This is a genomic window from Tardiphaga sp. P9-11 (assembly GCF_008329525.1).
In the GTDB taxonomy this organism is placed as follows: domain Bacteria; phylum Pseudomonadota; class Alphaproteobacteria; order Rhizobiales; family Xanthobacteraceae; genus Tardiphaga.
In genome coordinates this window covers 221112-246436 of the sequence record NZ_NPKQ01000005.1, presented here as the reverse complement: position 1 = coordinate 246436, position 25325 = coordinate 221112, and the positions used below count along the sequence as shown (strand labels likewise).

The 25325-nt window shown below is 59.5% G+C and carries 25 protein-coding genes; 18 read left to right on the top strand and 7 right to left on the bottom strand.

The window, feature by feature from the left end; all coding sequences use genetic code 11:
• The first annotated feature begins 4 nt into the window (after positions 1 to 4).
• The 4 genes from CIW50_RS18840 (at position 5) to CIW50_RS18825 (ending at position 5097) form a co-directional block, all read left to right on the top strand.
• Positions 5 to 2194: a L,D-transpeptidase family protein gene (locus CIW50_RS18840; RefSeq protein ID WP_149532732.1), complete on the top strand. Its 2190-nt coding sequence runs from the start codon at positions 5 to 7 to the stop codon at positions 2192 to 2194.
• 285 nt (positions 2195 to 2479) lie between these two features.
• On the top strand, positions 2480 to 4138 hold the full coding sequence (locus CIW50_RS18835) for a peptidoglycan L,D-endopeptidase MepK (RefSeq protein ID WP_502707503.1): 1659 nt from the start codon (positions 2480 to 2482) through the stop codon (positions 4136 to 4138).
• A gap of 316 nt (positions 4139 to 4454) precedes the next feature.
• Positions 4455 to 4838 (top strand): hypothetical protein, encoded by a 384-nt coding sequence (locus CIW50_RS18830; protein ID WP_149532730.1) that lies wholly within the window; start codon positions 4455 to 4457, stop codon positions 4836 to 4838.
• 58 nt (positions 4839 to 4896) lie between these two features.
• A complete protein-coding gene (locus CIW50_RS18825) occupies positions 4897 to 5097 on the top strand; it encodes a hypothetical protein (RefSeq protein WP_149532729.1) in 201 nt (66 codons plus the stop codon).
• Here the strand turns inward: CIW50_RS18825 and CIW50_RS29105 are convergent.
• Positions 5094 to 5261 (bottom strand): hypothetical protein, encoded by a 168-nt coding sequence (locus tag CIW50_RS29105; RefSeq protein ID WP_172980381.1) that lies wholly within the window; start codon positions 5259 to 5261, stop codon positions 5094 to 5096. The two genes, CIW50_RS18825 and CIW50_RS29105, sit on opposite strands and share 4 nt — an antisense overlap.
• A gap of 166 nt (positions 5262 to 5427) precedes the next feature.
• Here CIW50_RS29105 and CIW50_RS18820 point away from each other — a divergent pair, with 166 nt between their 5' ends.
• Both CIW50_RS18820 and fixJ read left to right on the top strand, forming a co-directional pair.
• Positions 5428 to 6870 (top strand): PAS domain S-box protein, encoded by a 1443-nt coding sequence (locus tag CIW50_RS18820; RefSeq protein ID WP_246664349.1) that lies wholly within the window; start codon positions 5428 to 5430, stop codon positions 6868 to 6870.
• Positions 6860 to 7465: a response regulator FixJ gene (gene fixJ, locus CIW50_RS18815; RefSeq protein WP_149532727.1), complete on the top strand. Its 606-nt coding sequence runs from the start codon at positions 6860 to 6862 to the stop codon at positions 7463 to 7465. Before CIW50_RS18820 ends, fixJ begins: the two co-directional genes overlap by 11 nt.
• 26 nt (positions 7466 to 7491) lie before the next feature.
• On the opposite strand, the gene CIW50_RS18810 is transcribed toward fixJ, so the two are convergent.
• From CIW50_RS18810 to CIW50_RS18800, 3 genes are read right to left on the bottom strand one after another with little or no spacing between them, the layout of a single operon-like run.
• Entirely contained in the window at positions 7492 to 8595 is a 1104-nt protein-coding gene (locus CIW50_RS18810) for an ABC-type transport auxiliary lipoprotein family protein (RefSeq protein WP_149532726.1), read from the bottom strand.
• Between the two features lie 9 nt (positions 8596 to 8604).
• Positions 8605 to 9354: an ABC transporter ATP-binding protein gene (locus CIW50_RS18805; RefSeq protein WP_149532725.1), complete on the bottom strand. Its 750-nt coding sequence runs from the start codon at positions 9352 to 9354 to the stop codon at positions 8605 to 8607.
• A gap of 3 nt (positions 9355 to 9357) precedes the next feature.
• On the bottom strand, positions 9358 to 10398 hold the full coding sequence (locus CIW50_RS18800) for an MlaE family ABC transporter permease (protein ID WP_246664348.1): 1041 nt from the start codon (positions 10396 to 10398) through the stop codon (positions 9358 to 9360).
• Between the two features lie 529 nt (positions 10399 to 10927).
• Here CIW50_RS18800 and CIW50_RS18795 point away from each other — a divergent pair.
• On the top strand, positions 10928 to 11338 hold the full coding sequence (locus CIW50_RS18795; protein ID WP_149532723.1) for a hypothetical protein: 411 nt from the start codon (positions 10928 to 10930) through the stop codon (positions 11336 to 11338).
• Here the strand turns inward: CIW50_RS18795 and CIW50_RS18790 are convergent.
• Positions 11335 to 14040: a bifunctional acetate--CoA ligase family protein/GNAT family N-acetyltransferase gene (locus tag CIW50_RS18790; protein ID WP_149532722.1), complete on the bottom strand. Its 2706-nt coding sequence runs from the start codon at positions 14038 to 14040 to the stop codon at positions 11335 to 11337. The two genes, CIW50_RS18795 and CIW50_RS18790, sit on opposite strands and share 4 nt — an antisense overlap.
• Positions 14022 to 14498 (bottom strand): CBS domain-containing protein, encoded by a 477-nt coding sequence (locus tag CIW50_RS18785; protein WP_149532721.1) that lies wholly within the window; start codon positions 14496 to 14498, stop codon positions 14022 to 14024. The genes CIW50_RS18790 and CIW50_RS18785 overlap by 19 nt, the downstream gene beginning before the upstream one ends.
• Before the next feature lie 407 nt (positions 14499 to 14905).
• Between CIW50_RS18785 and CIW50_RS18780 the strand changes: the two genes are divergently transcribed.
• From CIW50_RS18780 to CIW50_RS18760, 5 genes are all read left to right on the top strand, one after another.
• Entirely contained in the window at positions 14906 to 15592 is a 687-nt protein-coding gene (locus tag CIW50_RS18780; protein WP_149532720.1) for a CBS domain-containing protein, read from the top strand.
• Between the two features lie 121 nt (positions 15593 to 15713).
• Positions 15714 to 17069, top strand: a complete 1356-nt coding sequence (locus CIW50_RS18775; RefSeq protein ID WP_149532719.1) for a bifunctional aminoglycoside phosphotransferase/ATP-binding protein — start codon at positions 15714 to 15716, stop codon at positions 17067 to 17069.
• A gap of 3 nt (positions 17070 to 17072) precedes the next feature.
• The gene (locus tag CIW50_RS18770; RefSeq protein WP_149532718.1) at positions 17073 to 17897 is read left to right on the top strand and encodes a CHAD domain-containing protein; all 825 of its coding nucleotides are present in this window, start codon (positions 17073 to 17075) and stop codon (positions 17895 to 17897) included.
• A 77-nt stretch (positions 17898 to 17974) separates the two neighbouring features.
• Positions 17975 to 18235 carry a hypothetical protein gene (locus CIW50_RS18765; RefSeq protein WP_149532717.1) on the top strand — a complete coding sequence of 87 codons (261 nt, stop codon included), beginning with the start codon at positions 17975 to 17977 and terminating at the stop codon, positions 18233 to 18235.
• Between the two features lie 165 nt (positions 18236 to 18400).
• Positions 18401 to 18616, top strand: coding sequence for a YgaP family membrane protein (locus tag CIW50_RS18760; protein ID WP_149532716.1), 216 nt, complete (start codon positions 18401 to 18403; stop codon positions 18614 to 18616).
• 36 nt (positions 18617 to 18652) lie between these two features.
• Here CIW50_RS18760 and CIW50_RS18755 read toward each other — a convergent pair whose 3' ends face one another.
• Positions 18653 to 19111 (bottom strand): CBS domain-containing protein, encoded by a 459-nt coding sequence (locus CIW50_RS18755; RefSeq protein ID WP_246664347.1) that lies wholly within the window; start codon positions 19109 to 19111, stop codon positions 18653 to 18655.
• A gap of 195 nt (positions 19112 to 19306) precedes the next feature.
• Between CIW50_RS18755 and CIW50_RS18750 the strand changes: the two genes are divergently transcribed.
• From CIW50_RS18750 to CIW50_RS18725, 6 genes are all read left to right on the top strand, one after another.
• On the top strand, positions 19307 to 20134 hold the full coding sequence (locus tag CIW50_RS18750) for a universal stress protein (protein WP_149532714.1): 828 nt from the start codon (positions 19307 to 19309) through the stop codon (positions 20132 to 20134).
• A 65-nt stretch (positions 20135 to 20199) separates the two neighbouring features.
• Complete coding sequence (locus CIW50_RS18745) at positions 20200 to 20523, top strand: c-type cytochrome (RefSeq protein WP_149532713.1); 324 nt, start codon at positions 20200 to 20202, stop codon at positions 20521 to 20523.
• A gap of 78 nt (positions 20524 to 20601) precedes the next feature.
• The gene (locus CIW50_RS18740) at positions 20602 to 21318 is read left to right on the top strand and encodes a CBS domain-containing protein (protein ID WP_149532712.1); all 717 of its coding nucleotides are present in this window, start codon (positions 20602 to 20604) and stop codon (positions 21316 to 21318) included.
• A gap of 699 nt (positions 21319 to 22017) precedes the next feature.
• Positions 22018 to 22749, top strand: coding sequence for a helix-turn-helix domain-containing protein (locus tag CIW50_RS18735; protein WP_149532711.1), 732 nt, complete (start codon positions 22018 to 22020; stop codon positions 22747 to 22749).
• A 24-nt stretch (positions 22750 to 22773) separates the two neighbouring features.
• Positions 22774 to 22917, top strand: a complete 144-nt coding sequence (locus CIW50_RS29880) for a CBS domain-containing protein (protein WP_502707507.1) — start codon at positions 22774 to 22776, stop codon at positions 22915 to 22917.
• 28 nt (positions 22918 to 22945) lie between these two features.
• The gene (locus tag CIW50_RS18725) at positions 22946 to 25324 is read left to right on the top strand and encodes a phosphoketolase family protein (protein ID WP_246664346.1); all 2379 of its coding nucleotides are present in this window, start codon (positions 22946 to 22948) and stop codon (positions 25322 to 25324) included.
• Position 25325 lies beyond the last annotated feature (1 nt).

The window sequence follows — 25325 nt, the reverse complement described above, 5'->3', positions numbered from 1 at the left end:
GAGAATGCGAGACTATTCCAAGGGCCGCTCGGGATTCGACCGCGTGCTGATGGCCGTGGCCGCGACATTCCTGACGGTTTCCGCTGGCGCCGCAGCTGCTGCCCAGAGCGCAGCGCCCCGCGACAGTGTCTCCGAACTCGCCATCGATGCGGCGGTGCCGCGCCCCGAACCCGCCAATGTTGCCCCGCCGACCGCTGCCGACTTCAAGGCCGAGGCGCCGAAGGCCGAGACCACCGCGTCCGTGCCCGATGCAACCAAGACGTCCGAGAAGACCATCGGCTCGACCTCGACCGATACGCCAAAGGCAACCGAGGCCGCGCAAGCGCCTGCGGATGTGAAGCCGAGCGAGGCTGTAACCGCGCCCGCCGCTACGACACCGCCGGCCGCGACTGCCGTCGCACCTCCCGCGCCCGCAGCCGAGCCGCCGAAGGATGTCGCCAAGGACATCGCCAAGCCCGCGACCACCGTTGCGTCCAGCGATCAGCCCGTCGCCGAGAAATTGCGCGATATGTTCGGCGCCAAGGCCCCCCGTTATTTCGACCGCAAGGGTGAGCGCGCCGCGGTCGAGAAGTTCTACACCGCCCGTGACTTCGCACCTATCTGGACCCAGGGTGGCGCAACCACCCCTGCCGCCAAAGGCGTCATTGCGCGCCTCAAGGACGCCGCTTCTGACGGCCTCGACTCTGCCGACTATCCGGTGCCGGATTTCACCGCGGCGAATACGCCCGATGCACTCGCCGAAGCGGAGCTGAAGCTCACCGCCAGCATGCTCGACTATGCCCGCCAGGCACAGAGCGGACGCATGCATTGGTCGCAGGTGACTGGCGACATCATGTATCCGGAGCATCCGACCGATCCGGCGGAAGTGCTCGCCAATATCTCGACGGCGAAAAACGCTTCGGCAGCCCTCGACGCCTATAACCCGCCGCACAAGGGCTATCAGGAGCTGAAGAAGAAGCTCGCTGAACTGCGCGGCGAAACCGCAATGCCGGTACAGCCGATCGGCGAGGGCCCGGCTCTGCGTTTCGCCAAGGCCACGAAGAAAAATCCGAGCCCGAGCGTGATGGACGACCCGCGCGTGCCCGCGCTGCGCGCGCGCCTCAATGTCGAGAACCCCGCCGAGACCAAATACGACGCTGCTGTCGCCGACGCTGTTCGCAAGTATCAGGCCAGCAACGATCTGAAGGCCACTGGCGTGCTGGACGAGGCCACCGTGCGCGCGATGAATTCGCCGAAGCGCGATCGTCACATCGATACGGTGCTGGTCAACATGGAGCGTTGGCGCTGGCTGCCACGCCAGCTCGGCGCGTCCGCAGTCGGCAATGCCTATGTGATCCTGAACATCCCGGACTATACGCTGAAAGTGATGCAGAACGGCGCGCAGGTCTGGACCACACGCGTCGTCGTCGGCAAGCCGGGCAATCACGCTACGCCGCTGATGACCGAGACGATGAAGTACATCACGGTCAATCCGACCTGGAACGTGCCGCCATCGATCATCTACAATGAATACCTGCCCGCCCTGCAGCAGGACCCGACGGTGCTTGACCGCATGGGCCTCAAGCTGACGCGCAACGCCGACGGTAGCATTCACATTGCGCAGCCGCCCGGTGAAGCCAATGCGCTCGGTCGCATCCGCTTCAACTTCCCGAACAAGTTCCTCGTCTATCAGCACGACACGCCGGACAAGAACCTGTTCTCGCGTGACGCGCGTGCTTTCAGCCATGGCTGTATGCGCGTGCAGAATCCGGATCAGTACGCCGCGACGCTGCTTAACATCACGATGCCGAACGACCACTACACGCCGGAGAAGGTCCGCGGCATGTATGGCCGCAGTGAAATCGACCTGAAATTCCCGACGCCGATCCCGGTGAACATCACCTACCAGACCGCCTTCGTCGATGACGCGGGCAAGCTGCAGCTGCGCAACGACATCTACGGACGCGATGCGCAGATGATGCAGCTGCTGCGCAGCGGCAAGAACAAGGATCTCGAACAGGTCGTTGCGCGGGCCCAGCCGAGCTATTCGCGCCCGCGCGCGGATATCCCGCAGGGCGTGGCCTTCAACGACAACGGCTCGCGCATGGCCAGCAACGGCGGCCTGTCCTTCTTCGAGCGCCTGTTTGGCGGCGGTACCCCGGCACCACAGCCAGTTGCGCCCGGTCAGAAACCACGCCGGACGGTGACCCGCTAAGCGCGACGCCAGTCCTCAAAATTCGAAAGACTTATCAAGGGCTTCACCTTCCGGTGGAGCCCTTTTTCATGTTCCGCCCTTCGTCCAGGTTAACCATCGTCCATCTGGAACACGGCAGTGGGCTATTTTTCGCCATACTCAATGGGTTAAGTTTAATGGCTGGCTGAAAAGCCCGCTTGGGGGATGGGTTGTAAATCTCGGTTAACCCTCCCGTTTTAAGAGTACGTTCACTCTCTGTCGCCGCATGGGGTAGCGAGAGAGTTGTCGACTTGGGTGGGTTCATACGTGCTGAGCGGTTTCGCACGCAAAACGAGATTGCGGACATCGCGCGCTGGCTTTCATGCCGGCCTCGCTTCTGTCCTGCTGATCGCAGGCGCCAGCTCTGTCCATAACGCCACCGCTCTCGACGAAACCCGCACCCTCTCGTTCCACCACACCCATTCAGGCGAAGACCTCACCGTCACGTTCAAGCGCAACGGCCGCTATGACGACGACGCGATGAAGAAGATCAACTACTTCCTCCGCGACTGGCGCAGCCAGGACCAGACCAACATGGATCGTCGCCTGTTCGACATCCTCTGGGAGGTCTATCGCGACGTCGACGGCAAGGCGCCGATCCAGATTATCTCCGCCTATCGCTCTCCCACCACCAACGCCATGCTCCGCCGCCGCTCGTCCGGCGTCGCTCGCGCCAGCCAGCATATGCTCGGCCACGCGATGGACTTCTTCATTCCCGGGGTGGCGCTGGAAAAGATCCGCTTTGCCGGTTTGCGCCTGCAGCGCGGCGGCGTCGGCTTCTATCCGACCTCCGGCTCGCCGTTCGTGCATCTCGACACTGGCAGCATCCGTCACTGGCCGCGCATGACGCATGACCAGCTGGCACGCGTCTTCCCCGACGGCCGCACCGTGCATCTCCCCACCGATGGCCGTCCGTTGGCCGGCTATCAGCTGGCGATGGCTGAGATCGAGAAGCGCGGCGACGGCGACAGCGCAGCCTTTGCCAAGAGCAAGCCGGGCCTGTTCGCCTCGCTGTTCCGTGGTGGCAAGTCGAATGACGACGAAGACGAGAGCGCAGCAGCCGCGATCGCGCCCGCCAAGCCGTCTCCTGTCGGCATGATGGCCGCCGCGATGCCTGCTAAACCGATCGATACGAAGCAGGCTGAAACGAAGCTGGCTGAGGCGAAGTCTTCGGACCCCGTTCCGATGCCGCGCTCCAAACCGGCCGCAGCCGCGACCTACCAGCTTGCCTCAGCTGACACCGAGACCGTTCCGGTACCGCGCCCGAAGGCACCGATTCCGGCGCCCGCAGCCAAGACCGACAACCGGCCGCAGACGCCGGCCGATATTATCAATGCCCGCGGCTTCTGGGATGATATGCCGGCGCCGAAACAGGCCACGCCGCAGCAGGTCGCCGCGATCACCGCACGGCAGGCCTTGGCCAATGTGGTCGATCCGCAGCCGGCCGGCAGCGAGTCCAGCTTCGCCAAGGCGATGGCCTATGCGCCGCCAGCGAACTCTCCGGTCGATCGAGCCTATGTCGTTGCGGCTAGTGCGCCGATCCCGCGCAGCGTGCGTCCGGCCTCTGTAGCGAAGAACCCGATGGCTGTGAACAATATCACCACCGTGGTTGCGAAGGGCGCTCAAGGCCAAAGCAGCACCGTTGCAGTCGCGACACGCCTCACCGCCGCAGCCATCCCCGACAACCATGTCTGGACGCGCGCGATGATCCTGGCGCCGAGTGCAACCACATCCATGTCTGCATCGGTCATGGGCGACGGCGACATGACCATCCTGCGCACGCACTTCGTCAAGCCGCAGGCGGTGGTGGCGATGAGTTTTTCGGATGATCCGCAACTCGGTCTGGTTTGCGACCGGTTTACCGGTTCCGCTACAGCATCACTCGCGACGACAGCGTTCGTACTGCGCACGGCGTCGCTCCGCTAAGAGCGTACTTTTCTTCCTAACCCCGCTTGGTTCTAACCAACCCGAACAGGCCGATAACTCTCACGAAGCCAAGAAACGCGGCGGCCCATTTGAGCTAACACAAAGACGATCTGGTCGGTGTGGATACCTCCGCACCATTGGCATCGCTTGTATGCAGGGGCAAGTTGAGCATGCTGCTACCGCTCCCGGATACGAACTCGCCAAATTTTCCAATGACTGCCGTTTATTTTGACGCACGTCAAAGTATTCACCGCCCCTTGCCGCAGGATGACCCATTGATCGACGATCCGCCTTTGGATCAATCATGGAGGCATCAATGCTTGAACAGAATGGCGCTACGCAGAGTGCACCTGCGATCGCAGCCGCGCTGAGACAAGGCGCAATTCAGGCCACGGCAGTTCAGTCTGCGCTCGGCAAAAAGCTGGGCGAGATCAACCAGCACTGGCTGCAACGGATACAGCAGGATTCCAACGACGCCTGGCAGATGCTCTTCAAGGTTGGCGGAACGCCCGCCGTCGGCGAGAAGATCAAGCTCTGCGAGCAATGGATCGAAGGCGCGATGAAGAAGGCGGCGGACGACGCCACCTATGTTCTGGAGAGCGCACGGGCGTTGGGACAGATTGAAATGAAGTTCTTCACACCAGCCGATACCAAGGAAACCGACGTCCCTACTCCGCCGGCCTCAACCGAAGGTGTCTAGTCTTCAGATGTCATCTTGCTTCGCAAGCGACTCAAGCGGCGCCACCGGGAGCTCGCAGATGCCGATCGAACAGCAATGGCAGAACGTCGATTCCGCTCCCGGAGACTGCGATCTTGAGCTCGCGGTCATTGAAGGCGCGATGCCGCATGCACTCGTCTTTCCGTGCCAAAGAATATCTGGCGGCTGGATTCATGCCGAGACGAAAGCCGTCATCAGGGTCGACCCGACCCATTGGCGTTTCTGGCGAAAGCCCGACTAGTCTCCAGGGAGCTTGCCCAACGTCGGCATATCTTTCAGGAGCGTCAGTTTCGCCTCCTCCTCGGCGAGGAGACGCAACAGCATCTCTCTCTTGCCCGCGTCGCTCTCGCCTTCCAGCAATCTCTTGAAGTGAGCTATGTTCAGGTCGGCCACGGTCTTGTCCACGGCGCAATCTCCCTGCGGCGAATGGCACCCACCATTGCACAACGACGGCTCCCCTGAAAGGGCGCAAAGTTCGACCTTGGCACCGCTGCGAGATCCGATGTTGCCACATACCCATTGACGGCGGCGCCGGACGCAGTTGAGCATGCGCCACGAAGGATATCACCGTTTGGTCACACGTGCGCGCATTCTGATCACCTACGGCACGGCCGCTTTCGCGGCTGCGACGGCTATTCTGCTACGAATTCTACTCGACAATTATTTCGAGGATCGCACTTTCACGCTCATCTATGTACCCGTCGTGGTCATCGCAGCTTTTGTGGGCGGACGCGGCCCTGCGATCTTTGCCACTGCGCTTTGCATCATTGGCAGCGCGACCACCATCGGCATCGGGCCGCTGTTGCACCCTACCAACCTTATTGATCTTTCCTTCTTCTCAGTCATCGGCCCGGTCTTAGGTCTCATGGGCGACAGGCTGCTGCAGGAGTCCGATCACGCGCGCGAACGGCAGGCTCACCTCCAGTCCATCCTCGATACCGTGCCCGAGGCCATGATCGTCATTGATGAACAGGGCATCATGCGCTCGTTCAGCGCCGCGGCCGTGAGGCTGTTCGGCTGGAGCGTCAAGGAGGCAGTAGGGAAAAACGTGTCCACACTCATGCCGTCGCCGTATCGCGCGGAGCACGACAGCTATCTTGCTCGTTACAAACGGACTGGCGAGCGCCGCATCATAGGGATCGGGCGAATCGTCGTCGGCGAGCGCAAGGATGGATCCACGTTTCCAATGGAGCTCGCCGTTGGCGAAGCAACGGTCGGCGATGATCGTTTCTTCACCGGCTTCGTCCGCGACCTCACCGAACGGCGGACGCAGGAGCGACGCGTGCAGGAGCTCCAGTCCGAGCTCGTTCACGTTTCGCGATTGACCGCGATGGGCGAGATGGCATCCTCACTCGCCCACGAACTTAATCAACCGTTGTCTGCCATTACGAGTTACATGCGAGGCGCCGCAACTCTGCTGAAGCAACCGGAGCCGGATCGTACGCGAATTGGGGAAGCGCTGAACCGTGCCGCCCAGCAAGCGCTGCGCGCCGGTGATATCATTGCGCGTTTGCGGGAGTTTGTCGCCAAAGGCGAGACCCAGGCCACGTTGGAGAATCCCGGCACATTGCTCGAGGAGGCTGCGGCACTTGCATTGTTCGGTGCGCGGGATCTGGGCATCCACGTCATCTTGCGCAGTGAACCGGACATGCCCTCCGTCGTCGTCGATAAGATACAAATCCAGCAAGTTGCCCTGAATCTCATTCGCAATGCCATCGAATCAATGTCGACGCAGGAACGACGCGAGCTCAACATCACCGTTCGTCGTAACGACGATACCGCATTGTTCGCGGTATCGGACACCGGACACGGGATTGCAGAAGATGTTCGAGATCGTCTTTTTCAGCCTTTTGTCGGCACGAAAGCTGACGGCATGGGTGTCGGCCTATCGATCTGTCGAACGATCATCGAGGCTCATGGCGGGCGCATCTGGGCCGAGTCTATGACTGACGGCGGTACGCGCTTCCAGTTTACCTTACCATTCGCGGAACAGGTCTCACGACATGAACAATAGACCTAAGATCGATATTGTCGATGACGATCCGGCCATGCGCGATTCGCTGGCGTTCCTGCTGGACGTTAATGGATTCAAGGTGCGAACGCATGAAACTGCACAAGCCTTTCTGGACCATATTCGACAGGCGACGCCGGATTGCGTCATTTCCGACATCCGCATGCCCGGCATGAGTGGCCTCGAACTGGTGCGCAAGCTCAGGACGGACGGCCTCACTTGTCCCGTTATCGCCATAACTGGTCATGGTGACGTTGCACTCGCCGTCGAAGCCATGAAAGCGGGCGCAGCTGATTTCATCGAGAAGCCGTTCGATGACGACGTCCTGCTTTCCGCCATCCGGTCGGCATTGGCAACAAGGTCGATTGACGCGGTGGACGCAGGTCGCGCTGAGGCGAATGAACGTCTTGCGGAATTGTCGCCGCGCGAGCGTGACGTGCTGCAGGGGTTGGTGTCCGGCAAGATCAACAAAGTGATCGCGCACGATCTTGGGATCAGCCCGCGTACGGTCGAAGTCTATCGGGCAAACCTGATGGCGAAGACAGGTGCACGGAGCATGTCTGAGCTGATGCGGCTGGCGCTGACCGCGGGACTCTAGCGCTGCAGCGCCGCTTTAGTGCTCCTCTATAATTGCTGTGCGGTCCACTGCACCAGTTCACGCGCGAGCGCCTGGAACGCCGTATTGGAGGCTGCAGCGGCGGTGCCTGGATCCATAATGCTGACCGGTTGCGACGCACTGAATATCCGCGCGGCGATCACCTTGTTGGACTCATCGAGGATTTTCGCTGACATGACAATCACAGCCTTGGCATCGGCCGAGGGATCGATCTCGAACCTTCGCAGATCCAGCAGCACCCGGACGCCGGACTGCCCGGCATTGTCGGGCCGCAGCGGCGGATGGTCGACGTCGTAATTCTCGAAGCTCTGCAGCAACTTTGCCTGAAGCAGGGCCGGCAGGCTGTCGCTCCATTGCGCGACCGCAAAGCCGGGCCGCTCCTCTCCCGGCGGAAATAGAAAACGCTGCGTCTGCAACCTCGTAATCGCGCTGGGTTCGCCGATAATGATCTGTGTCTTGAGCCTGGGTTGTCCGGGCTCAAATAACGGGGCGTCAAGGTCATAGGTCACTTTGGCCTGCGGCGCCTGGCTGCCGCCCATGGTCCGGTCCAGTCCAGCCAGGATGCTGTCCACGCGCGGCGTATTGCGCGCAAGCCCTTCTGCAAATATCTTCAGGTTTGCAACGGTGTCTCGCAGTGGATCTGCGTTCTGCGAGAGGACTGCATCCATCCGACGAAGCGCGTCGCGCGCGGCCTGCGTCATGCTCTGTCCTGCCCCCGGTTCGGCCTGCAGGATATCACCCGGAGTCACGAGCGCAGTGCCGCTGCCGCCTTCGAGCGCGACCACCGGCACTCCGGTGAGCCCCTGGAAATCCAGCCCGACCTTGGTGTCTTTCCGGACGGGTGTCTCGATGGCGACCGCAACGGTCGCAGCGACCGCCTTGGGATGCGAGGAGTCCAGACGAAGGGACGTCACCTCGCCGACACGGATTCCATTGAAAAGAACCGCTGCCCCGGTGAGTAATCCTGGAACAGACCCCTCGAATGCGATCTGGTAAGTCGCGCGACGGCCAACGGCACCCGCATTGTTCAGCCAGTAGACGAAGCCGAACACGCCAACGATCACCGCAAGGACAAACGCTCCGACGATTACAAAGGGCGCGCGCGTTTCCATAATCGTCTCCTACTGGCCGGGGCTGTGGATCATCTTGGCGCGAACGCCGTGGAAGTAACTTCTGACCCATGGATGATCCGAAGCGCGGACTTCGTCGAGGGAGCCGAGAGCAACGATTTTTCCGTCGGCAAGCGCGGCTACGCGGTTACAGATCGAAGCGAGACTGCTCAGGTCATGCGTAACCATGAACACCGTCAGGCCGAGCGTCTTCTGCAAAACAGTGATAAGGGCATCGAATTCGCCGGCAGCAATCGGATCGAGCCCGGAGGTCGGTTCGTCCAGAAACAAAATGGCTGGGTCCAGCGCCAGCGCGCGGGCCAGCGCGACACGTTTAGTCATTCCACCCGACAGTTCCGAGGGAAACTTCTCGCCATCTGCCGGCGTCAACCCCACCATTTCCAGTTTGGCGTTGGCGATTTCGTCCAGCAATTCATCCGAGATATTGATGTTCTCGCGCAGCGGGAACTGCACATTTTGCCGCGCGTTCAAGGATGAGAACAGAGCGCCCTGCTGGAACAGCACGCCGAGGCGATTGACCGCGCGTCGCTCGATTTGTGGATCGATGCGTATCTCACCGCCTCGCTTCGGCAGCAGTCCTATCATCGCGCGCATCAGCACCGATTTTCCGCCGCCCGAGGCGCCGACGAGGCCCATCGTCTCGCCGCGCCGCACCGTTAGCGACAGCCGATCGATGACGACGTGACGGCCGAAGCCGACAACGAGATCGTCGATCTGGATTGCCGCATTATTTTCGCCCATGTCCTACATCCCGATCGATGCGAAGAACACGGCAAACACACCGTCGATAACGATGACAAGAAAGATCGATTTTACGACCGAAGCTGTGGTTTGCCGGCCGAGCGACTCGGCACTTCCCTTCACGCGCAGCCCTTCCATTGCGGCCACAATTCCGATGACAAGCGCCATGAACGGTGCCTTGATCAGGCCGACCTCAAAATGGGTCACCGAAACCGCTTCGTGCAAACGCGCGATGAAGATCGCGGGGCTCATGCCGCCATACAGCCAGGCGATCAGGCCTCCGCCATAGAGCGCAGCCAGTGAACCAAGGAACGCCAGGATCGGGAGTGCCAATACCAACGCCAGCACGCGCGGGACGATCAGCACCTCGATAGGATCGCGCTCCATCGTGATTAGGGCGTCGATTTCCTCCCGCATCTTCATGGCACCGATTTCAGCTGTATAGGCGCTCCCGGAACGCCCAGCGACCATGATGGCAACGATCAGAACGCCAATTTCGCGCATCACCAGAATGCCGACCATGTCGACCACGTAGGATTCAGCGCCAAACCGTCGGAAATGAAAGATGCCCTGCTGGGCGATGATCGCGCCGATCAAAAACGTGATGAGCACCATGATCGGGATCGCCTGCCAACCCACGCGAAACAGCTGGTACACGGTCGAGGTCAAACGCAGTCGCGAAGGATGCAGAATGATGCGTCCAAGGCTCGTACAGACGGCCCCCAGCAGATGCAAGAACGCGACGGCATCATGGGATACGCCCGCCATATAGTCGGTGGCTCGATCAAGCTGCGCGAGCGGCCAAGCCTTGCGTGGTTCGGGGCTCGATGCGCACCTGTTGAGCTTGTGGGCTTGGGTAAGCAGCCCAACGAGCGTGTCCGAGGGATAACGAACCTTGATGCCGTCGCCATGGATCGGCGCGCGCGACAGCTTCTCGAGAAGCCAGGCGCCAGACGTATCCAGCGCAGTGACCGCAGCCAGATCGAGTTCGGCGCCGACCGCACCGCGGACATTCGGCGTCACGTCTTGGCAGAGATGTTCCATCAGCTCGGCATGCTCGACGGTCCAAGCACCGCCCGCACGAAGCGAAAGCGGGTCACGTGCCTGTGTCGTCAAAGTCGGAAGCAGATCCGATGCGTGCGTCTCGTTTCGCATATGCGCATGTAGAAGGATCCACACCTGTCTGCTTTGATCAATCTCAAGAGGCGTCTTCTCGAATCCGTTTCCGGTTTTGATGTGCATCAAGATGCTTGAGTGGGGCCGGCATAATCTGCCCTTCTAGGAGAGCATGATGTGGGAGCACATTGGAACGCACCGCCATTTCAAGCCGGGAGGCTGCAGGCTCGCTTCAGGCATCGGAGATCGTTGGTCGGCGCTGGACAGGGCGCTGTCCCGCAAACGTTCCGTTCTTGAAAGAGAGATGATCGAGCGTGGATTCTCGACACTGGTTTCCGCTCTCATGATCGGCATCCTTGTCGGCGCGGCATTGCGCGCGAGGCCTCGCACGAGGGCTAGCGAAATGCGTCGCCAACCACTCTGACCATTCACATCACCAGGATTCAAAGGACACGCCATGCAGAACGGCACTTTTCAACCCATTCGCAACAGCGATCTCCCTGCGATGTTTCGCAGGATCCGCCTCGAACTTGCCCGTAACACCGAGCATCCGGAGGGAAGTTCCGAGATCGGATATGTGCTGCTCGCGCCTCTCGATAGCGGCGAACGGATCGATGCCACTGCTTGGAAGTCGCACCGCGAAGCCTGCCGCGTCACACGCCTGCGTCCAGGCGGAGACGATATCCGCGGCCATCTCGTGCATCGGCCGGGTGGAAGCTGGGCCTTTCATTACGATGTCGCCGGAGCCGCACCGGACGAAGCCGGATTTCATTTTGAGTCGGAAGCTTTCCGGCCGGGCGAATACGTGTCGTTGCGCGAAGCAAATGCGACACACACCTACCGGGTCGCTTCCGTCACGCCGCTCTAAGCAACGGTTGGCGCGTTCAAATCCAGCGAGACAAGAGCGATCGCTGGATCCTCCGGATCACTCGAAACTTGAAATCCCAAAGCCCGGCACATTTGCAGCATCTCGTCATTGGATTGCAGTACGTCGCCGTGCAATTCGATAAGGCCCTCGCTTCTGGCGTAACGGATCAGTTCAGTCATCAAGGTCCAGCCGAGGCCCTGTCCCTTCATATCGGAGCGCACCAGAACCGCATACTCCGCCATCCTGTACATAGAATCGGAGTGTAGGCGAGCCACTCCAAGAATTTCGCCGCTCTCGGGGGCGACCGCTGCGAAGGCCATTGCTCGCGCGTAGTCGAGTTGCGTCAGGCGGGCGACAAAGGTGTGCGGAAATTGCTTGATGGTACCGAGAAACCGAGAATGAAGATCTCGGGCATCGGTATGCGTCAGGAGATGGTGAATGCCGACCTCGTCCTCCGGTTTCACTGGACGTAAAAGGATCGTCGCGCCGCCGCGAAGAACGACGTCGTGCTGCCATGCAGCGGGATAAGGCCGAACGGCCAGACGCGTCTGACCAGGAAACATCCTGTGCGGCGGCGCCACGGCAATCCGGGCATCCAGCGCAAGCACACCATTCTCGTCCGCGAGCAGCGGATTTATGTCGAGCCCACTGATAAGCGGCAGGTCCACAGCCATCTGTGAAAGCTTGACCAGCGTCAGTTGCACGGCATCCACCTTGACAGCGGCAACATCACGATAAGCGGCTAATTGCCGAGCGATTGCGGTGCGTTGCACCAGATCTTCCGCCAATTGCATATCCAGCGGTGGCAGCGCCAATGCTTTGTCGTTGATGATTTCGACCGCGGTACCACCATGTCCGAAGACCACCACAGGTCCGAACGTCGGATCGTCAGCGAGTCCCGCGATCAACTCGCGCGCATGCGGGCGCACGATCATCGGCTGCAGGATGACGCCGGCGATCCGAGCCTGTGGACATTTGATTGTCGCCGATTCCATCATCGTCGCGTAAGCGAGACGCACCGCGTCTGCGTCGTGCAGACCGAGTGCCACCCCGCCGACATCTGACTTGTGCACGATATCGGGTGACAGGATCTTCATGGCCACTGCGTAGCCCTGTCGGAAGAAGCCTTCCGCTAGAGAGATGGCCTCATTCATGTTCGAGGCTTTACGGGTCGGCACAATCGGGATCGTATAAGCCTCAAAGATAGTCGCGATCTCCAATGGATCCAACCATGTCCGCCCGTCCCTCATCGCATCTTCTAGAATGCGCTGCGCCGTCACACGATCAGCCTTGACGGTCTCCATGTCGCTGGGTGGCGTCGCCATCAATGCCTGCATCGTGTCATGATGATGCACACGATACATAAACGCGCGTATTGCGTCGTCCTCGGTCAAAAAATTGGGGATGGCTGCCGACTCAAGAAGTGCCGTGACCTTCGGATCGGCGCCGATGAAGGCGGCCAACACCGGTTTGGAGGACGGCTCGAACCGTTCGCGGTGCACGGCCACTGCGTCCGAAACCGCCCTCGCGATGGCGACGGGGTCAGCTATCGCGGTCTGGACGTTCATCACCAGGACGGCGTCATTGTCGGCATCATCGAGCAGCGCTCCTAGCGAGGCGCGATAGGCGTCCGAATCCGCATCTCCGCCGATGTCGACCGGGTTCGATCCCGACCACCCTCGGCGTAGCCCATCATTTAGCGCAGCAAGGGCCGCACTGCCTACGTCGGCAACAACGCCGCCGAGCTCCACCAGCCGGTCCACGGCAAGAATACCGAGCCCTCCTCCGTTGGTGAGAATGGCAAGTCGCTTTCCGCGCGGCTCATTGCCCCCCGCAAGCACCTCAGCGCAATCGAAAAGCTCCCGGAGGTCGAACACGCGCAGCAGACCCGCACGGCGGAAGGCGGCGTCATAAACGGCATCCGCTCCGGCCAGCGCGCCAGTATGCGTCGCTGCCGCCTTTGCGCCCTGTGCCATCCGGCCAGCCTTGACCACTACGACAGGTTTCACCCGTGCAGCTGCGCGTGCGGCTGACATGAATTTTCGTGCGTCGGGGATGGCCTCTAAATAAAGCAGGATCGCGCGGGTTTGTGAATCCTCAGCGAAAAAATCGAGACAATCGGCAACATCGACATCGAGCTGGTCACCGACGGATACAATACCCGAGAATCCTACGGAGCGTTTCGCCGCCCAGTCCACCATTCCGGCTACGATCGCGCCTGACTGAGAAATGAGGGCCAATGACCCGTCCCGCGGCATATGGGCGGCGAAGCTCGCATTGAGGCGGCAGCCTGGCAAAAGCAGACCGAAGCAGTTCGGCCCGATCAACCGCAAGCCCGCCTTCCGCGCAGCACTAAGCGCTGCCGCGGCAACGGAGTGCTCACCATGACCGAGGCCCGCGCTGAGAATGACCGCGCCCGCAACACCCCTCGCGGCAGCCTCGACAATGATGCCGGGAACTGCCGCGGCCGGCGCAGAGACGACGACCAGATCCGGGATAAACGGCAGCGCATCGATCGAATTGTATGTCTGATGGCCATCGATCTCACGGTGAACGGGGTTGACGACGGCAAATTCGCCAGCGAACTCTGCCGCACGAATGTTACGCATGACGGCAGTGCCCAACGAACTCGCGCGCGTGCTGCCACCGACCAGCGCTATCGACCCGGGGGCCAACAGCTTGTTCAGTCGATATGTTGACATGCCACTACTCTCGCCGCGCGCTGCGATGCTTGCTCGCCCTTCGTGCATCTTCGCAGTGCGCGGAAAACATCCTCTCGCGCGACGATGCCAACCAGTCTTTTCTCGTGATCGAGCACCGGGACACTCTTGATCTTGTGCTGCACCATGGTCTGTAGGACACGCGTGAGACGCGCATCGGCGGTCACAGAGATCACATTGTGGGACATGATCTCCTCCACAACTGTTCCCATGACGTCGTCATAATGCGGGACAATCTCCGCCGTACCAAAAGCGAACGGTCGCAAAGCATCAAACTTCGACACGATCCCGATGACATGGCCATTCCGGACGACCGGAAACGCCTCAACGTGATCTGCATCGAATAGTCGGTGCAGATCACCGACGGTCAATTCCGGAGCAACGTGCTTGCAGGGCGTTGTCATGGCCGCCCCGACTGTCTCTTCCAGAAACTCGTACATCTGTTCGCTCCTCCGCGTTTGGTCTGGCGTCACACGGGACACCGCAGCGCGCCGGGCAGCCCACGTGTTCATTGCTGAATGGAGCATCGAACCGCGCCATCAACAGTTTGAATTTTGTCAGCGTCTGTCTGGTGTGCTGATCATAGCCAACTTCCGAGGATCGACTTTGCGCAAAGTCAAACAAGCGACCTACGTTGCCTTTTGGTGTTCCGGCTTCACGCCAATGCCTTACCGCGAAGGATAAGCTTGCCTCCGTCCCAAATACGATTTTGAGGAAGATCAAAGATAGTACACCGCGAACTGCCATGCTGGCTGCGTTCCAGATGAGCGATGCATTTGCGGATGCCGAGATCCCGAATACCCCATCAGTCATCATCTTGCGAAGTTCCACGAGAGGAGAACGTCCCATGAAGGCACGCGATCTAATGATTTCTCCAGTCATCACGATCGGATTGACAGCAACGGTTCGCGATGTGGCGAAGCTTCTGGTCGAAAAGCAGATCAGCTCGTTACCCGTGGTGGACGGTTCCGGCAAGCCGGCCGGAATCGTGACGGAAGGGGATCTGCTGCGCCGCGTCGAAGCCGGTACCGAGAACCACTATTCGTGGTGGGTCCATATGCTTGCTGGAAATCACACAGTGGCAGGGGATTACGTCAAGTCGCACAGCGTGAAGATTCAGGATATCATGTCTCGCGATGTCATAACCGCAGCACCGGACACCGAGGTTTACGAGATTGCCGGCCTGCTCGAGGAGAACCACATCAAGCGCGTTCCGATCGTGGATACCGAGGGTACACTCGTCGGCATTGTCAGTCGTTCGAATATCGTCCAACTGGTCGCGGGCGCTCGGCCCGAGATCGAGGTGACGCTCACCGACGAAACGATCCGAGACGCACTCATGGGCAAGTTGAAGACGCTGCCATGGGCTCACCCGCACCACTTGAACATCACTGTTAGCAACGGCATCGTCGACATATGGGGTGGTGTCGAATCTGACGAGGAGCGCAATGCCATTCGCGTTGCAGCAGAGCTGCACCCCGGCGTGACTCTGGTCAATGACCACTTGCTCGAAATGCCGGTTTTCGGCACCTGAGCAATTGGATCCACGGCCGCTTTCCGGTTTCCCGACTGCTGCCGTGCCAACCAAGGAGAATGATCTGGTGGCTTTCCAACAGGACGCGGTACTCGCATTTGTTGGTCTTAGCGAGGCCGGAATGAAACGCGTCGACACCCATGCATCAATCATTTTTCTCGGTAAAGAACGCGTCCTGAAGATCAAGCGCGCCATTCGGCTACCGTTTCTCGACTATTCAACCCTTGCGAAGCGACGGATCGCCTGTCAGGCGGAACTTGAAGTCAATATGCCGTTTGCGCCCGACCTCTACCGACGTGTGATCCCTATCACACATCATTCGGAAGGGTTCTCCATCGACGGAGAGGGATCGCCCGTGGAATGGGCGGTGGAGATGAAGCGGTTCGATGAGACCGCAGGCTTGGATCGCATCGCGGCGAAGGCCGACATCACGCCCGAGCTGGCTGAACAGATCAGTGACGCGATACTAAACGCGCACAACCGTGCAAATCATGATAGCCACGCTGCAAGCAACGCCCAGAGAACGTACCTGGAACGCCGGGCCGATGCCGGCTTCGTACGACGCTGCCACGGCGACCTGCATTTGGGAAACATCACGCTCATCGACGGAAAACCGGTGCTGTTCGACGCCATAGAGTTCGATCCTGCGATAGCAACCACCGATGTATTGTACGATCTCGGCTTCGTGCTCATGGATCTGATCCACCACGGTCAACGAAATGCCGCGAACGTCCTGTTCAATCGCTATCTCACACAAGGCGATCCCTCGCACCTTGCCGCACTAGCCGTATTCCCGCTTTTTCTATCCATTCGCGCCGCGATCAGGGCGCACGTGCTGTTTACAAGAGCGGAACAATCCGGCGGGGATCAGCAGGTTGCGGCAGAAGCCAAACGGTATTTCGAACTGGCGATCCAGCTTATTAGGCCGCCGCCCGGTGGAATGATCGCGATCGGTGGACTATCCGGCACGGGCAAGAGCGTTCTTGCACGCGCGGTTGCGCCGTCCCTCGGTCCTGCACCGGGCGCCGTGGTTGTTCGCTCCGACGTCATTCGCAAGGCGATGTTCGGCGCCCACGAACATAGCCGCCTGCCCGGATCGGCCTATGCAGCGGAGGTGACTGAGCAGGTTTATGATGAACTGATCTCGTCCGCCGGCCGCATTGCCTCGCACGGCCACGCCGTCGTGCTCGACGCTGCGTTCCTGCGGCAGGAGGAACGGCGCGCGTTCACCCTGGCCGAACCACGGACTGTACTCCATATCGGCCTGTTCCTGCACGCGGACCTGTCGGTTCGCCTCAACCGTATCGCCGGGCGACACAACGACGCCTCCGACGCGTCAACCGCTGTTGCGCACATGCAGGAGCATTTGGACACAGATCACATCGAATGGCCCTTGATCGATGCGGGTGGTACGCCCGAGGAAACGCATGCGAACGCGGCCCCTCATCTCACTCCGCTCGTCGCTCCGCACGGTTGACCCATGGGGACCGGTCAAGACGCGAGCCACCCCCTGAACTCCGAACGCGGATTTCAACGAATTGCGTATGCATGCCTCGATAGCATCCGGAAAAACCACCATTCCGCACGCTTAGGTAATGCCGAAGGCATCCACCGCCTGCGTATGGCGCTCACCAGACTTCGTGCCGCTCAAAACTTTTTCTCGGCAATGGTCGAGGATGAGGCCTGGAGCGATATCAAACAGGAGATTTCCTGGCTCAACAAAATCCTCGGCGCGGCACGGAACAGCGACGTAACGCTCGCTTATGCCAGAATGCAGTCCGCTACTCCCCTCAATCAGGATAGGCAGCGCGATGTCGCCAGACAGGCAGCCGATGGTCATGCCCGCGTGGCGCGAGCCTTGGTATCCAAGCGCTATCGACGTTTACTCGCGGCACTCAGGAACTGGGTCGGTCGTGGACCATGGAGGTCCTCCAAAGAGGCCGCCGTCGGCAAATTGCGCCAGGCCTCGCTAGAAAGTTATGCCTCGCATCGACTGAAGCAGTGGTCCCACCGGCTCGCGCGGTGGAATAAACAAGTGTCCGCGACTGGTCGCCAACATCGCATCCGCATTTTGGCGAAGCGATTCCGGTATATGATCGAGGCCCTTTCCGACCTCGGCATCGTCCACTCCCGGAAATACCAGAAAGAAGCTAACGCTGCGCGCCAGATTCAAAGCGCCTTAGGCGACCTGCGCGATATGCGTCGGGTTCGGCGCGAGATTGGCACGACCGGCATGCCCTCATTTAAGAAGCGCAGAAACAAGCTGTTGCGGAAGACCCGCAAAGCGCTCGATCGCTTCTCTTGAGAAGCCACCTAAGTGTTTCTCCTGAATAGACGGAGCACCGACCATCGCGAATAATCGGCTCTAAGATGGAGACGGCCATGATTCCTCGCCTGACGCTGTTAACGGTGGCATCCGCCGCCTTGGCTGTGCTGCTGCTGATCCTATTCCAGACCTACTTTTCTGACATACTACCGCTGGCCTCTGGCGAGGCAACGCAATCGACCTGGCGATTTCAAGGAGCGTACGCGCTTACGATTCTGATGTATTTGGCTACCGCCGTCGCATTCATGTCGGCTCTCGGGTTGATTGCCTTGATCGCCACGCGGTACCTGCCGAAACGCCCCCGGAACTCTGGATAGAAATGTATCGCAGTGGAGGCCGCAAAGCGTTTGGCGCTTTCTGCCGGACAGGATCTTTTCCGTCTCTGCGCTAGAAGACGAGTTGAACACGGTTTGCGCAGGATCAACGCAAGCCACAGCCCAAGCAGTCATTGTCGTTTCGATAACAACGCATGGAGAAGGACAATGAAACGCAATATCGGCCGTCTCGATCAGTTCATCCGTATTTTTATTGGCTTGGCGCTGCTTGCTTACGTCGTCAAGGATGGCCAGCTGATGCCAGGATGGCCACTTCTCGGACTGCTCGGAGTGGTGCTGGTGGGCACAGCAGCCCTCTCCTATTGTCCGCTTTACGATGTATTCAAGGTCAGCTCGCGAGATAAGTCAGACCGCATGGTCTAACGGGAGCGTATCCGGCGTCACCGCGCTCATCGATCGCTAGATCTGATCCTCGCTGACTGCGCGGATGAATGCTGCCAATAGTTCGGTTCGGCTAACGAGACCGACGATACTGGTCCCGCATGTTACTGGCACCTGCGCAACGTGATGAATATCCATGAGCGCGACGGCCTCGTCCACAGTGGCATCCGCATCGATGCATACTGCTATACGGGTCATGATCTCTCCGACAGTTCGCCCGGTCATCCGGCGCGTTGCCGGCATATTTTCTACCACGCCAACAAACTCCTCCAGCCAATTTCCCGGACGCGGCTGCACATCCAGCTCAGCCCGGTGAAGGAAATCTCCTTCTGAAACAACTCCAATGATCGCCCCATCGTGGTCGACCACGGGGAGCACCCTCTGGTTGGTCTCCAGCAGAATGTTGGCAGCTTCGAGAACGAGCTTCGTGGGAGCAATAACAGCGAAGGAACTTCGCATGATGTCAGAGACCTTCATGATCATCATCCTCGCTTATGTCGCCTTTATCAGACGACCCAAGATGCGAACCGCTTTCGCGATTGATCGATTGCCCGACCGATAGCGCGCCCGTGTCCGGACAATCTTGCGTTAGATCAAAACAAGCCATCTCAAACTGGTGTCTTCTATGGACGTCCGCCAGCGGGCCAGCCTCAAGCTGCCAGGAGCAAGGCTATGAAGAGTATTCTCGTCAACATTCCAACCGAGCGCGAATTTCGTCCGCTAATCGATGCAGCGATATCTTTGGCGACATCGCTCGACACCGGACTAGACGCTATTGCCTTTGGATATGAGACGACCAGCATCGGCCTCGCCACCGAGGGCGGGACTGCAGTTGCTGCCATCTTCGAGATCGAGCAAGAGCGAGCGATGGCGAGAGCCGAAGCCGCTCTGTCGATCGTCGCGGTCGAGGCTCAGGCCGCAGGCGTTCCCTGTCGCTGTATGCCGAGAACCGCCGTTCCTTACGATGCCGCTGCTGCGGTGAGTGCATTGGCCAGGCTGTATGATTTGACAGTTGTTCTACAGCAGGATCCGGACAGCGATACGTTCGACAACACGATCTCGCAGGAGGTTCTATTCAATTCCGGGGGCCCCGTTCTTCTCGTGCCCTACACGCACAAAGGTGTTCTGAGACGTGCCAATATCGGCATCGCTTGGGATGGTAGTCGCTTGGCCGCTCGCGCGATGCGCGACGCGACCCCGTTGCTGACCGGCGCTCGGAAGATAACATTGATCTCAGTGAACAACACAGCGCCGTTTGAGGCCTCGGTGCAAGCACTCAAGGCTCACCTGGCCCGACAAGGACTTCAAGCAGACGTTATCGAAACATCCGCCGGGCAGGCGGACATTCAACCGACGATCCTGTCGATAGCGGCGGACGAAAGCCTAGACCTTATGGTGATGGGTGGCTACGGGCACTCGCGGCTCAAGGAGCGCATTCTCGGAGGCGTCACTCGGGACATGCTGGAATCGATGACAATCCCGACATTGATGTCTCACTAATGTCAACGTCACAATCAACGTCGACGGCAAAGCATGCCATCAAGCCAAGACCGAAGGCTAGTACCATGTTGGCATCGATTTTCGTATCAGCACTGCTCGCGCTCGTTCTTCTTTCGACGGGCTCCTCTGCGCTTTCTGCAGCTAGCGTCGCACAAGGTAGAAGCATCGCGCGTTTATACTGCATGAAATGCCACTCCATAGACAAGGTGAGCCCCAGTCCATTGCGGATTGCGCCACCCTTCCGGACGCTTCACGAACGTTATCCGATTGAAACACTGCAGGAAGCATTGGCCGAGGGCATAGTGACCGGGCATCCGAGCATGCCCCAATTCAGCTTCGACGCGGACCAGATCAACGATTTTCTGACCTTTCTGAAGACGCTTGAGTGAAGCTTGAACGAAAGCTTCGCGAGATCAACGCCAGGAGAGCGGCGTCAAATCGTATATTCGACACAGTAGGAGATGGACATGCGTGCACATCAGATCATGACACGAAACGTTCTGACGGTTTCCCCAAACACGACCGTCGAAGTGGCGGCAAAGACGATGCTCGACCACCACATCAGCGGACTTCCAGTTCTCGACATGTCGGGAAATCTCGTTGGCATCGTATCGGAGCGCGACTTTCTTCGTCGCGCCGAGATCGGCACGCAGCGAAAGCGTCCCCGCTGGCTACAGTTTTTCATGAGCCCCGGCTCCGTTGCAGACGATTTTGTCCATGAGCGAGGCCGCGCGGTCTCAGACGTCATGACTTCCGACCCAATCACTGTCACCGAGTCCATGCCCCTGACCGACGTCGTCGCACTGATGGAGAAGAAGAACGTCAAGCGACTACCTGTCGTCAACGGACGTAGGTTGGTAGGCATCATCACGCGCGCCAATCTGATGCAAGCCGTCGCCAGCATGGCCGGAGATGTACCCGACCCTACCGCCGACGACGATCATATGAGAGAGCGGATCATTCGCACGATCGAGGCTCAGGACTGGCGACCAATCGGTCTGCAGGTAATCGTGCGCCGCGGCATCGCACATCTGAGTGGCCTGATCGTAGACGCGCGCGCGCGCGAGGCCTGTCTCGTTGCTGCCCGCAACGTCGCGGGCGTCAAGGAAGTTCATGATCATTTGTGTTACGTCGACACATGGTCTGGCTTCTATCTCGAGTCCGCCGAGGATATAGCCGGTTAAGGATGGATCATCATCATGGCGTGGGTTTTCCGTGTTTTATCGATCGCATCCGCAGCGATAACCTCGCTGTTTGTCGCTCGAGACGCATTGAACTTCAGCGTCATCGAGACGCTGGTAACCGTCACACTTATTGTCGTATTCGGAGTGCTTGCCGTCGGGTGGAGCATCAACCGACGAGTTTAGATCGCCAGGAAATTTGCAGCGCATCGGTCAAAACAAAGCGTCGCCGGGATGATGGGGCCCGGCAGGAAAGAAGCGACAGTAGCCATCAAGGGGCTCACATAACCAGCTTCAACATCTGGCTTCCTAAACGCATTTGTAACGATATCGGTCACGAACGGGCGACCTGCCAAGATGCGTTTTCATGGAGAGCTCATCGGCCGGTCAGGCACTCGAGGATCCCGAAGCGGCATTCTGCGAACTCCCAAAACAGATCGCTGGGACTTGTTCGCTGAAACCGTCGAGACCCGTATCGCGGGCGCCCGCGGGCGGATGGCTTCTCGTCTAACCGGCGCAGCGACATCTGCGTCAGATAAATCTGATGGCCCCATCACGACGGCCAGCTCGTCCGGCAGCAGCGCCGGAGCCGGCCATCCTTGATCCTCCTCCGTAGGACTACCTAGGGGAATTATCCGAATATTCAATCAGCGAGGGTCGGCACACAGTCTGGTGACGAAATCAGACCCAGAGGAGCCGTCCATGCTGAACTCGGTGACCAATGCCGCCGCTCTTTCACATTTTCCGAGCGGCGCGACGTTCAATTCGCCACATGTCGGTCGGCCGCAACTTTTGGGTGCGACCAGATGTTTTGCCAGGAATGCCGAGATATTCGGAGAAGATGACCCAGCGACGTACATCTATCAGGTCGTCTCCGGCGCGGTCCGCGCCCACAGGATCCTGCACGACGGCCGGCGCCAAATCGGGGCGTTTTATCTCCCCGGGGATCTGTTCGGACTGGAATCCGGCGACACGCACCTGTCTTCCGCCGAAGCGATCTGTGAAAGCCAGATCGCGGTCATCAAGCTGAACACCGTCCTGAACCGCACCGGGACCACTCCCGACAACGTTCGGGATTTATGGACTTTGGTTACTGAGGAACTTCGCCGAATGCAGGACCATATGATCCTGCTAGTGAGAAGCGCAGAGGAACGGGTGGCTCACTTCCTGCTCGAAATGTCCCGCCGTACCAACAATCTCGGCACCGTGAACCTTCCGATGTCGCGTCAAGATATTGCAGATTACCTCGGCATCACGATTGAGACGGTATCTCGGACGCTCACGCAGTTCGAGCAGGCGGGCGTCATCGCCCTGCGTAGCGCACGACAGATTGATCTATGCAAGCGCTCTTCGCTGACACGGCTCATGCGTGACGGTCGGTCTGCGGTCGACTTCATCGGCGTGAACAAGAAGGTGCGCGAGGTGATGAGCTAGCCAGCTGACGGTTGGAAAAGGCCAATTACTAAGGATGCCCTTAGGTTGATGGAGCGCCACAATGTCAGACGCGTTCCCGTCCTTGGCGACGATGAGCTGACCGGAGTTATTCCGCACCGGGATTTTCTCCCGCCGGCCATGAGCCTAATGGATGCGGCGTCCGCTTGATGAGGACTTCTTTGAAATGGAGCAGCGGATGTTAAGCGCTCGCGATATCGAGCTTATCGATCACTTCTGGCGTGCCGCGAATTATCTCTCGGTCGGGCAGATCTATCTGCTCGACAACGTTCTACTGCGGGAGCCATTGCACGCAGATCATATCAAACCACGATTGCTGGGCCACTGGGGAACGACCCCGGGCCTCAATTTCATCTATGCACACCTGAACAGGGTCATCCGTCAGCGCGATCTGAGCGTGATCTATATCTGCGGCCCCGGCCACGGAGGCCCCGGGATGGTTGCCAATAGCTATCTCGAAGGAAGTTATAGCGAGATCTATCCGGATATCACGCGCGATGCCCGCGGACTGCAAAAGCTGTTTCGGCAATTTTCGTTTCCCGGAGGAATTCCGAGCCACGCAGCGCCCGAGACACCAGGTTCGATTCACGAAGGTGGCGAACTTGGCTACGCGCTGATGCACGCGTTCGGCGCCGCATTTGACAACCCCGATCTTGTCGTCGCCTGCGTCGTGGGAGACGGCGAAGCGGAGACGGGTCCATTGGCGGCATCCTGGCATTCGAACAAGTTTCTCAACCCGGTGCATGACGGCGCCGTGCTGCCGATACTCCATCTCAACGGTTACAAGATCGCCAACCCGAGCGTGCTCGGGCGTCTGGCCACCGATGAGCTTCGAAGCCTGTTCGAGGGCTACGGCTACGAGCCGTTCTTCGTGGAAGGCAGCGATCCTTCGGAGATGCACCGCAAGATGGCGGCGACGATGGATGATGCTTTCGATCGCATCCGCGCCATTCAGGAGCAAGCGCGCGGCAGCGGCGTGTGCGGAGCGCGTCCGAAATGGCCGGTGATCATCCTGCGCAGTCCGAAAGGGTGGACCGGCCCCAAGGAGGTCGATGGGAAGAAGGTCGAGGGCTTCTGGCGCTCGCATCAGGTTCCGATTTCCGACCCCCGCACCAACGCCGACCATCTGATGCTGCTTGAACGGTGGATGCTGAGCTACCGGCCTGACATGCTGTTCGACGAGGCCGGGCGCTTGCTCCCGGAATTGCAGGCCCTTGCCCCCGAGGGCATGCGTCGCATGGGCGCAAACCCGCACGCTAATGGCGGTCTGTTGAAGCGCGAGCTGAAGCTGCCGGATTTTCGCTCATATGCGGTCGACCTGCCTAAGCCCGGCATGGTCGATAGCGAAGCGACGCGCATCATGGGAACATTCTTGCGCGACGTGATCACGCTAAATGCCGAGACCAGAAATTTTCGCATCATGGGTCCGGACGAAACCGCATCCAACAGGCTCGATGCGGTCTTCGATGTCACCGAGCGGGTCTGGATGGAGGACATCAAGCCATATGACGTGCACCTGGCTCGTGATGGCCGGGTAATGGAAGTCCTGAGCGAACATCTCTGCCAGGGCTGGCTTGAGGGCTATCTGCTCACCGGCCGCCACGGGCTGATGTCCTGCTATGAAGCCTTCATTCACATTGTCGACTCGATGTTCAATCAACACGCCAAATGGCTGAAAGTGTCGCGGACGCTGCCATGGCGACGGCCGATTGCATCCCTGACCTATCTCCTCACCTCTCATGTCTGGCGACAGGATCACAATGGCTTCAGCCATCAGGATCCAGGCTTCGTCGATATGGTGGCCAACAAGAAGGCCGACATCGTTCGCATCTACTATCCGCCGGATGCCAATACGCTGCTGTGGGTCACCGACCACTGCCTTCGCACTTATGATCGAATCAACGTCATCGTCGCCGGCAAGCAGCCGGCGCCGCAGTGGCTGACGATGCGCGAGGCCATCACGCATTGCGAGGCTGGCGCCGGCATCTGGAGCTGGGCAGGAACCGAGGAAATCGGTTGTGAGCCGGATATCGTGATGGCCTGCTGCGGCGACGTCCCGACCCTCGAGAGCCTTGCCGCAGTCGATCTTCTGCGGCAGGACTTTCCGGACCTGCGCATCCGTGTGGTCAACATCGTCGATCTCATGACGTTGCAGGACAAGTCCCAGCACCCGCACGGTCTGGACGGGAACGACTTCGATAGTATGTTCACGCGCGATCGCCCGGTCGTCTTCGCCTATCATGGCTATCCCAGCCTGATCCATCGCCTCACCTATCGCCGCACCAATCACGACGGCCTTCATGTGCATGGCTTCCAGGAGGAAGGAACGACGACCACTCCGTTTGACATGGTGGTGTTGAATGGCCTCGATCGATTCCATCTCGCCATCAAGGCTATCGAGCTGCTGCCGGCACTCGCGGTCGCTGGCGCGCTTGCAAGGCAACGATATCGCGATCGCCTGATCGAACATGGTCGCTACATTCGCGAACATGGCGAGGATATGGGTGAAATTCTAGAATGGCGATGGACTGCTCGCTCGCGCGCGGCACAGAACTAGG

What these genes read in the sequence shown, in the direction of transcription:
- CIW50_RS18840 (WP_149532732.1), top strand. Translation starts at nt 5, where the DNA reads ATGCGAGACTATTCCAAGGGCCGCTCGGGATTCGACCGCGTGCTGATG.
- CIW50_RS18830 (WP_149532730.1), top strand. Translation starts at nt 4,455, where the DNA reads ATGCTTGAACAGAATGGCGCTACGCAGAGTGCACCTGCGATCGCAGCC.
- CIW50_RS18825 (WP_149532729.1), top strand. Translation starts at nt 4,897, where the DNA reads ATGCCGATCGAACAGCAATGGCAGAACGTCGATTCCGCTCCCGGAGAC.
- fixJ (WP_149532727.1), top strand. Translation starts at nt 6,860, where the DNA reads ATGAACAATAGACCTAAGATCGATATTGTCGATGACGATCCGGCCATG.
- CIW50_RS18810 (WP_149532726.1), bottom strand. Translation starts at nt 8,595, where the DNA reads ATGGAAACGCGCGCGCCCTTTGTAATCGTCGGAGCGTTTGTCCTTGCG.
- CIW50_RS18805 (WP_149532725.1), bottom strand. Translation starts at nt 9,354, where the DNA reads ATGGGCGAAAATAATGCGGCAATCCAGATCGACGATCTCGTTGTCGGC.
- CIW50_RS18800 (WP_246664348.1), bottom strand. Translation starts at nt 10,398, where the DNA reads ATGGAACATCTCTGCCAAGACGTGACGCCGAATGTCCGCGGTGCGGTC.
- CIW50_RS18795 (WP_149532723.1), top strand. Translation starts at nt 10,928, where the DNA reads ATGCAGAACGGCACTTTTCAACCCATTCGCAACAGCGATCTCCCTGCG.
- CIW50_RS18790 (WP_149532722.1), bottom strand. Translation starts at nt 14,040, where the DNA reads ATGTCAACATATCGACTGAACAAGCTGTTGGCCCCCGGGTCGATAGCG.
- CIW50_RS18785 (WP_149532721.1), bottom strand. Translation starts at nt 14,498, where the DNA reads ATGTACGAGTTTCTGGAAGAGACAGTCGGGGCGGCCATGACAACGCCC.
- CIW50_RS18780 (WP_149532720.1), top strand. Translation starts at nt 14,906, where the DNA reads ATGAAGGCACGCGATCTAATGATTTCTCCAGTCATCACGATCGGATTG.
- CIW50_RS18775 (WP_149532719.1), top strand. Translation starts at nt 15,714, where the DNA reads ATGAAACGCGTCGACACCCATGCATCAATCATTTTTCTCGGTAAAGAA.
- CIW50_RS18770 (WP_149532718.1), top strand. Translation starts at nt 17,073, where the DNA reads ATGGGGACCGGTCAAGACGCGAGCCACCCCCTGAACTCCGAACGCGGA.
- CIW50_RS18765 (WP_149532717.1), top strand. Translation starts at nt 17,975, where the DNA reads ATGATTCCTCGCCTGACGCTGTTAACGGTGGCATCCGCCGCCTTGGCT.
- CIW50_RS18760 (WP_149532716.1), top strand. Translation starts at nt 18,401, where the DNA reads ATGAAACGCAATATCGGCCGTCTCGATCAGTTCATCCGTATTTTTATT.
- CIW50_RS18755 (WP_246664347.1), bottom strand. Translation starts at nt 19,111, where the DNA reads ATGAAGGTCTCTGACATCATGCGAAGTTCCTTCGCTGTTATTGCTCCC.
- CIW50_RS18750 (WP_149532714.1), top strand. Translation starts at nt 19,307, where the DNA reads ATGAAGAGTATTCTCGTCAACATTCCAACCGAGCGCGAATTTCGTCCG.
- CIW50_RS18745 (WP_149532713.1), top strand. Translation starts at nt 20,200, where the DNA reads ATGTTGGCATCGATTTTCGTATCAGCACTGCTCGCGCTCGTTCTTCTT.
- CIW50_RS18740 (WP_149532712.1), top strand. Translation starts at nt 20,602, where the DNA reads ATGCGTGCACATCAGATCATGACACGAAACGTTCTGACGGTTTCCCCA.
- CIW50_RS18735 (WP_149532711.1), top strand. Translation starts at nt 22,018, where the DNA reads ATGCTGAACTCGGTGACCAATGCCGCCGCTCTTTCACATTTTCCGAGC.
- CIW50_RS18725 (WP_246664346.1), top strand. Translation starts at nt 22,946, where the DNA reads ATGTTAAGCGCTCGCGATATCGAGCTTATCGATCACTTCTGGCGTGCC.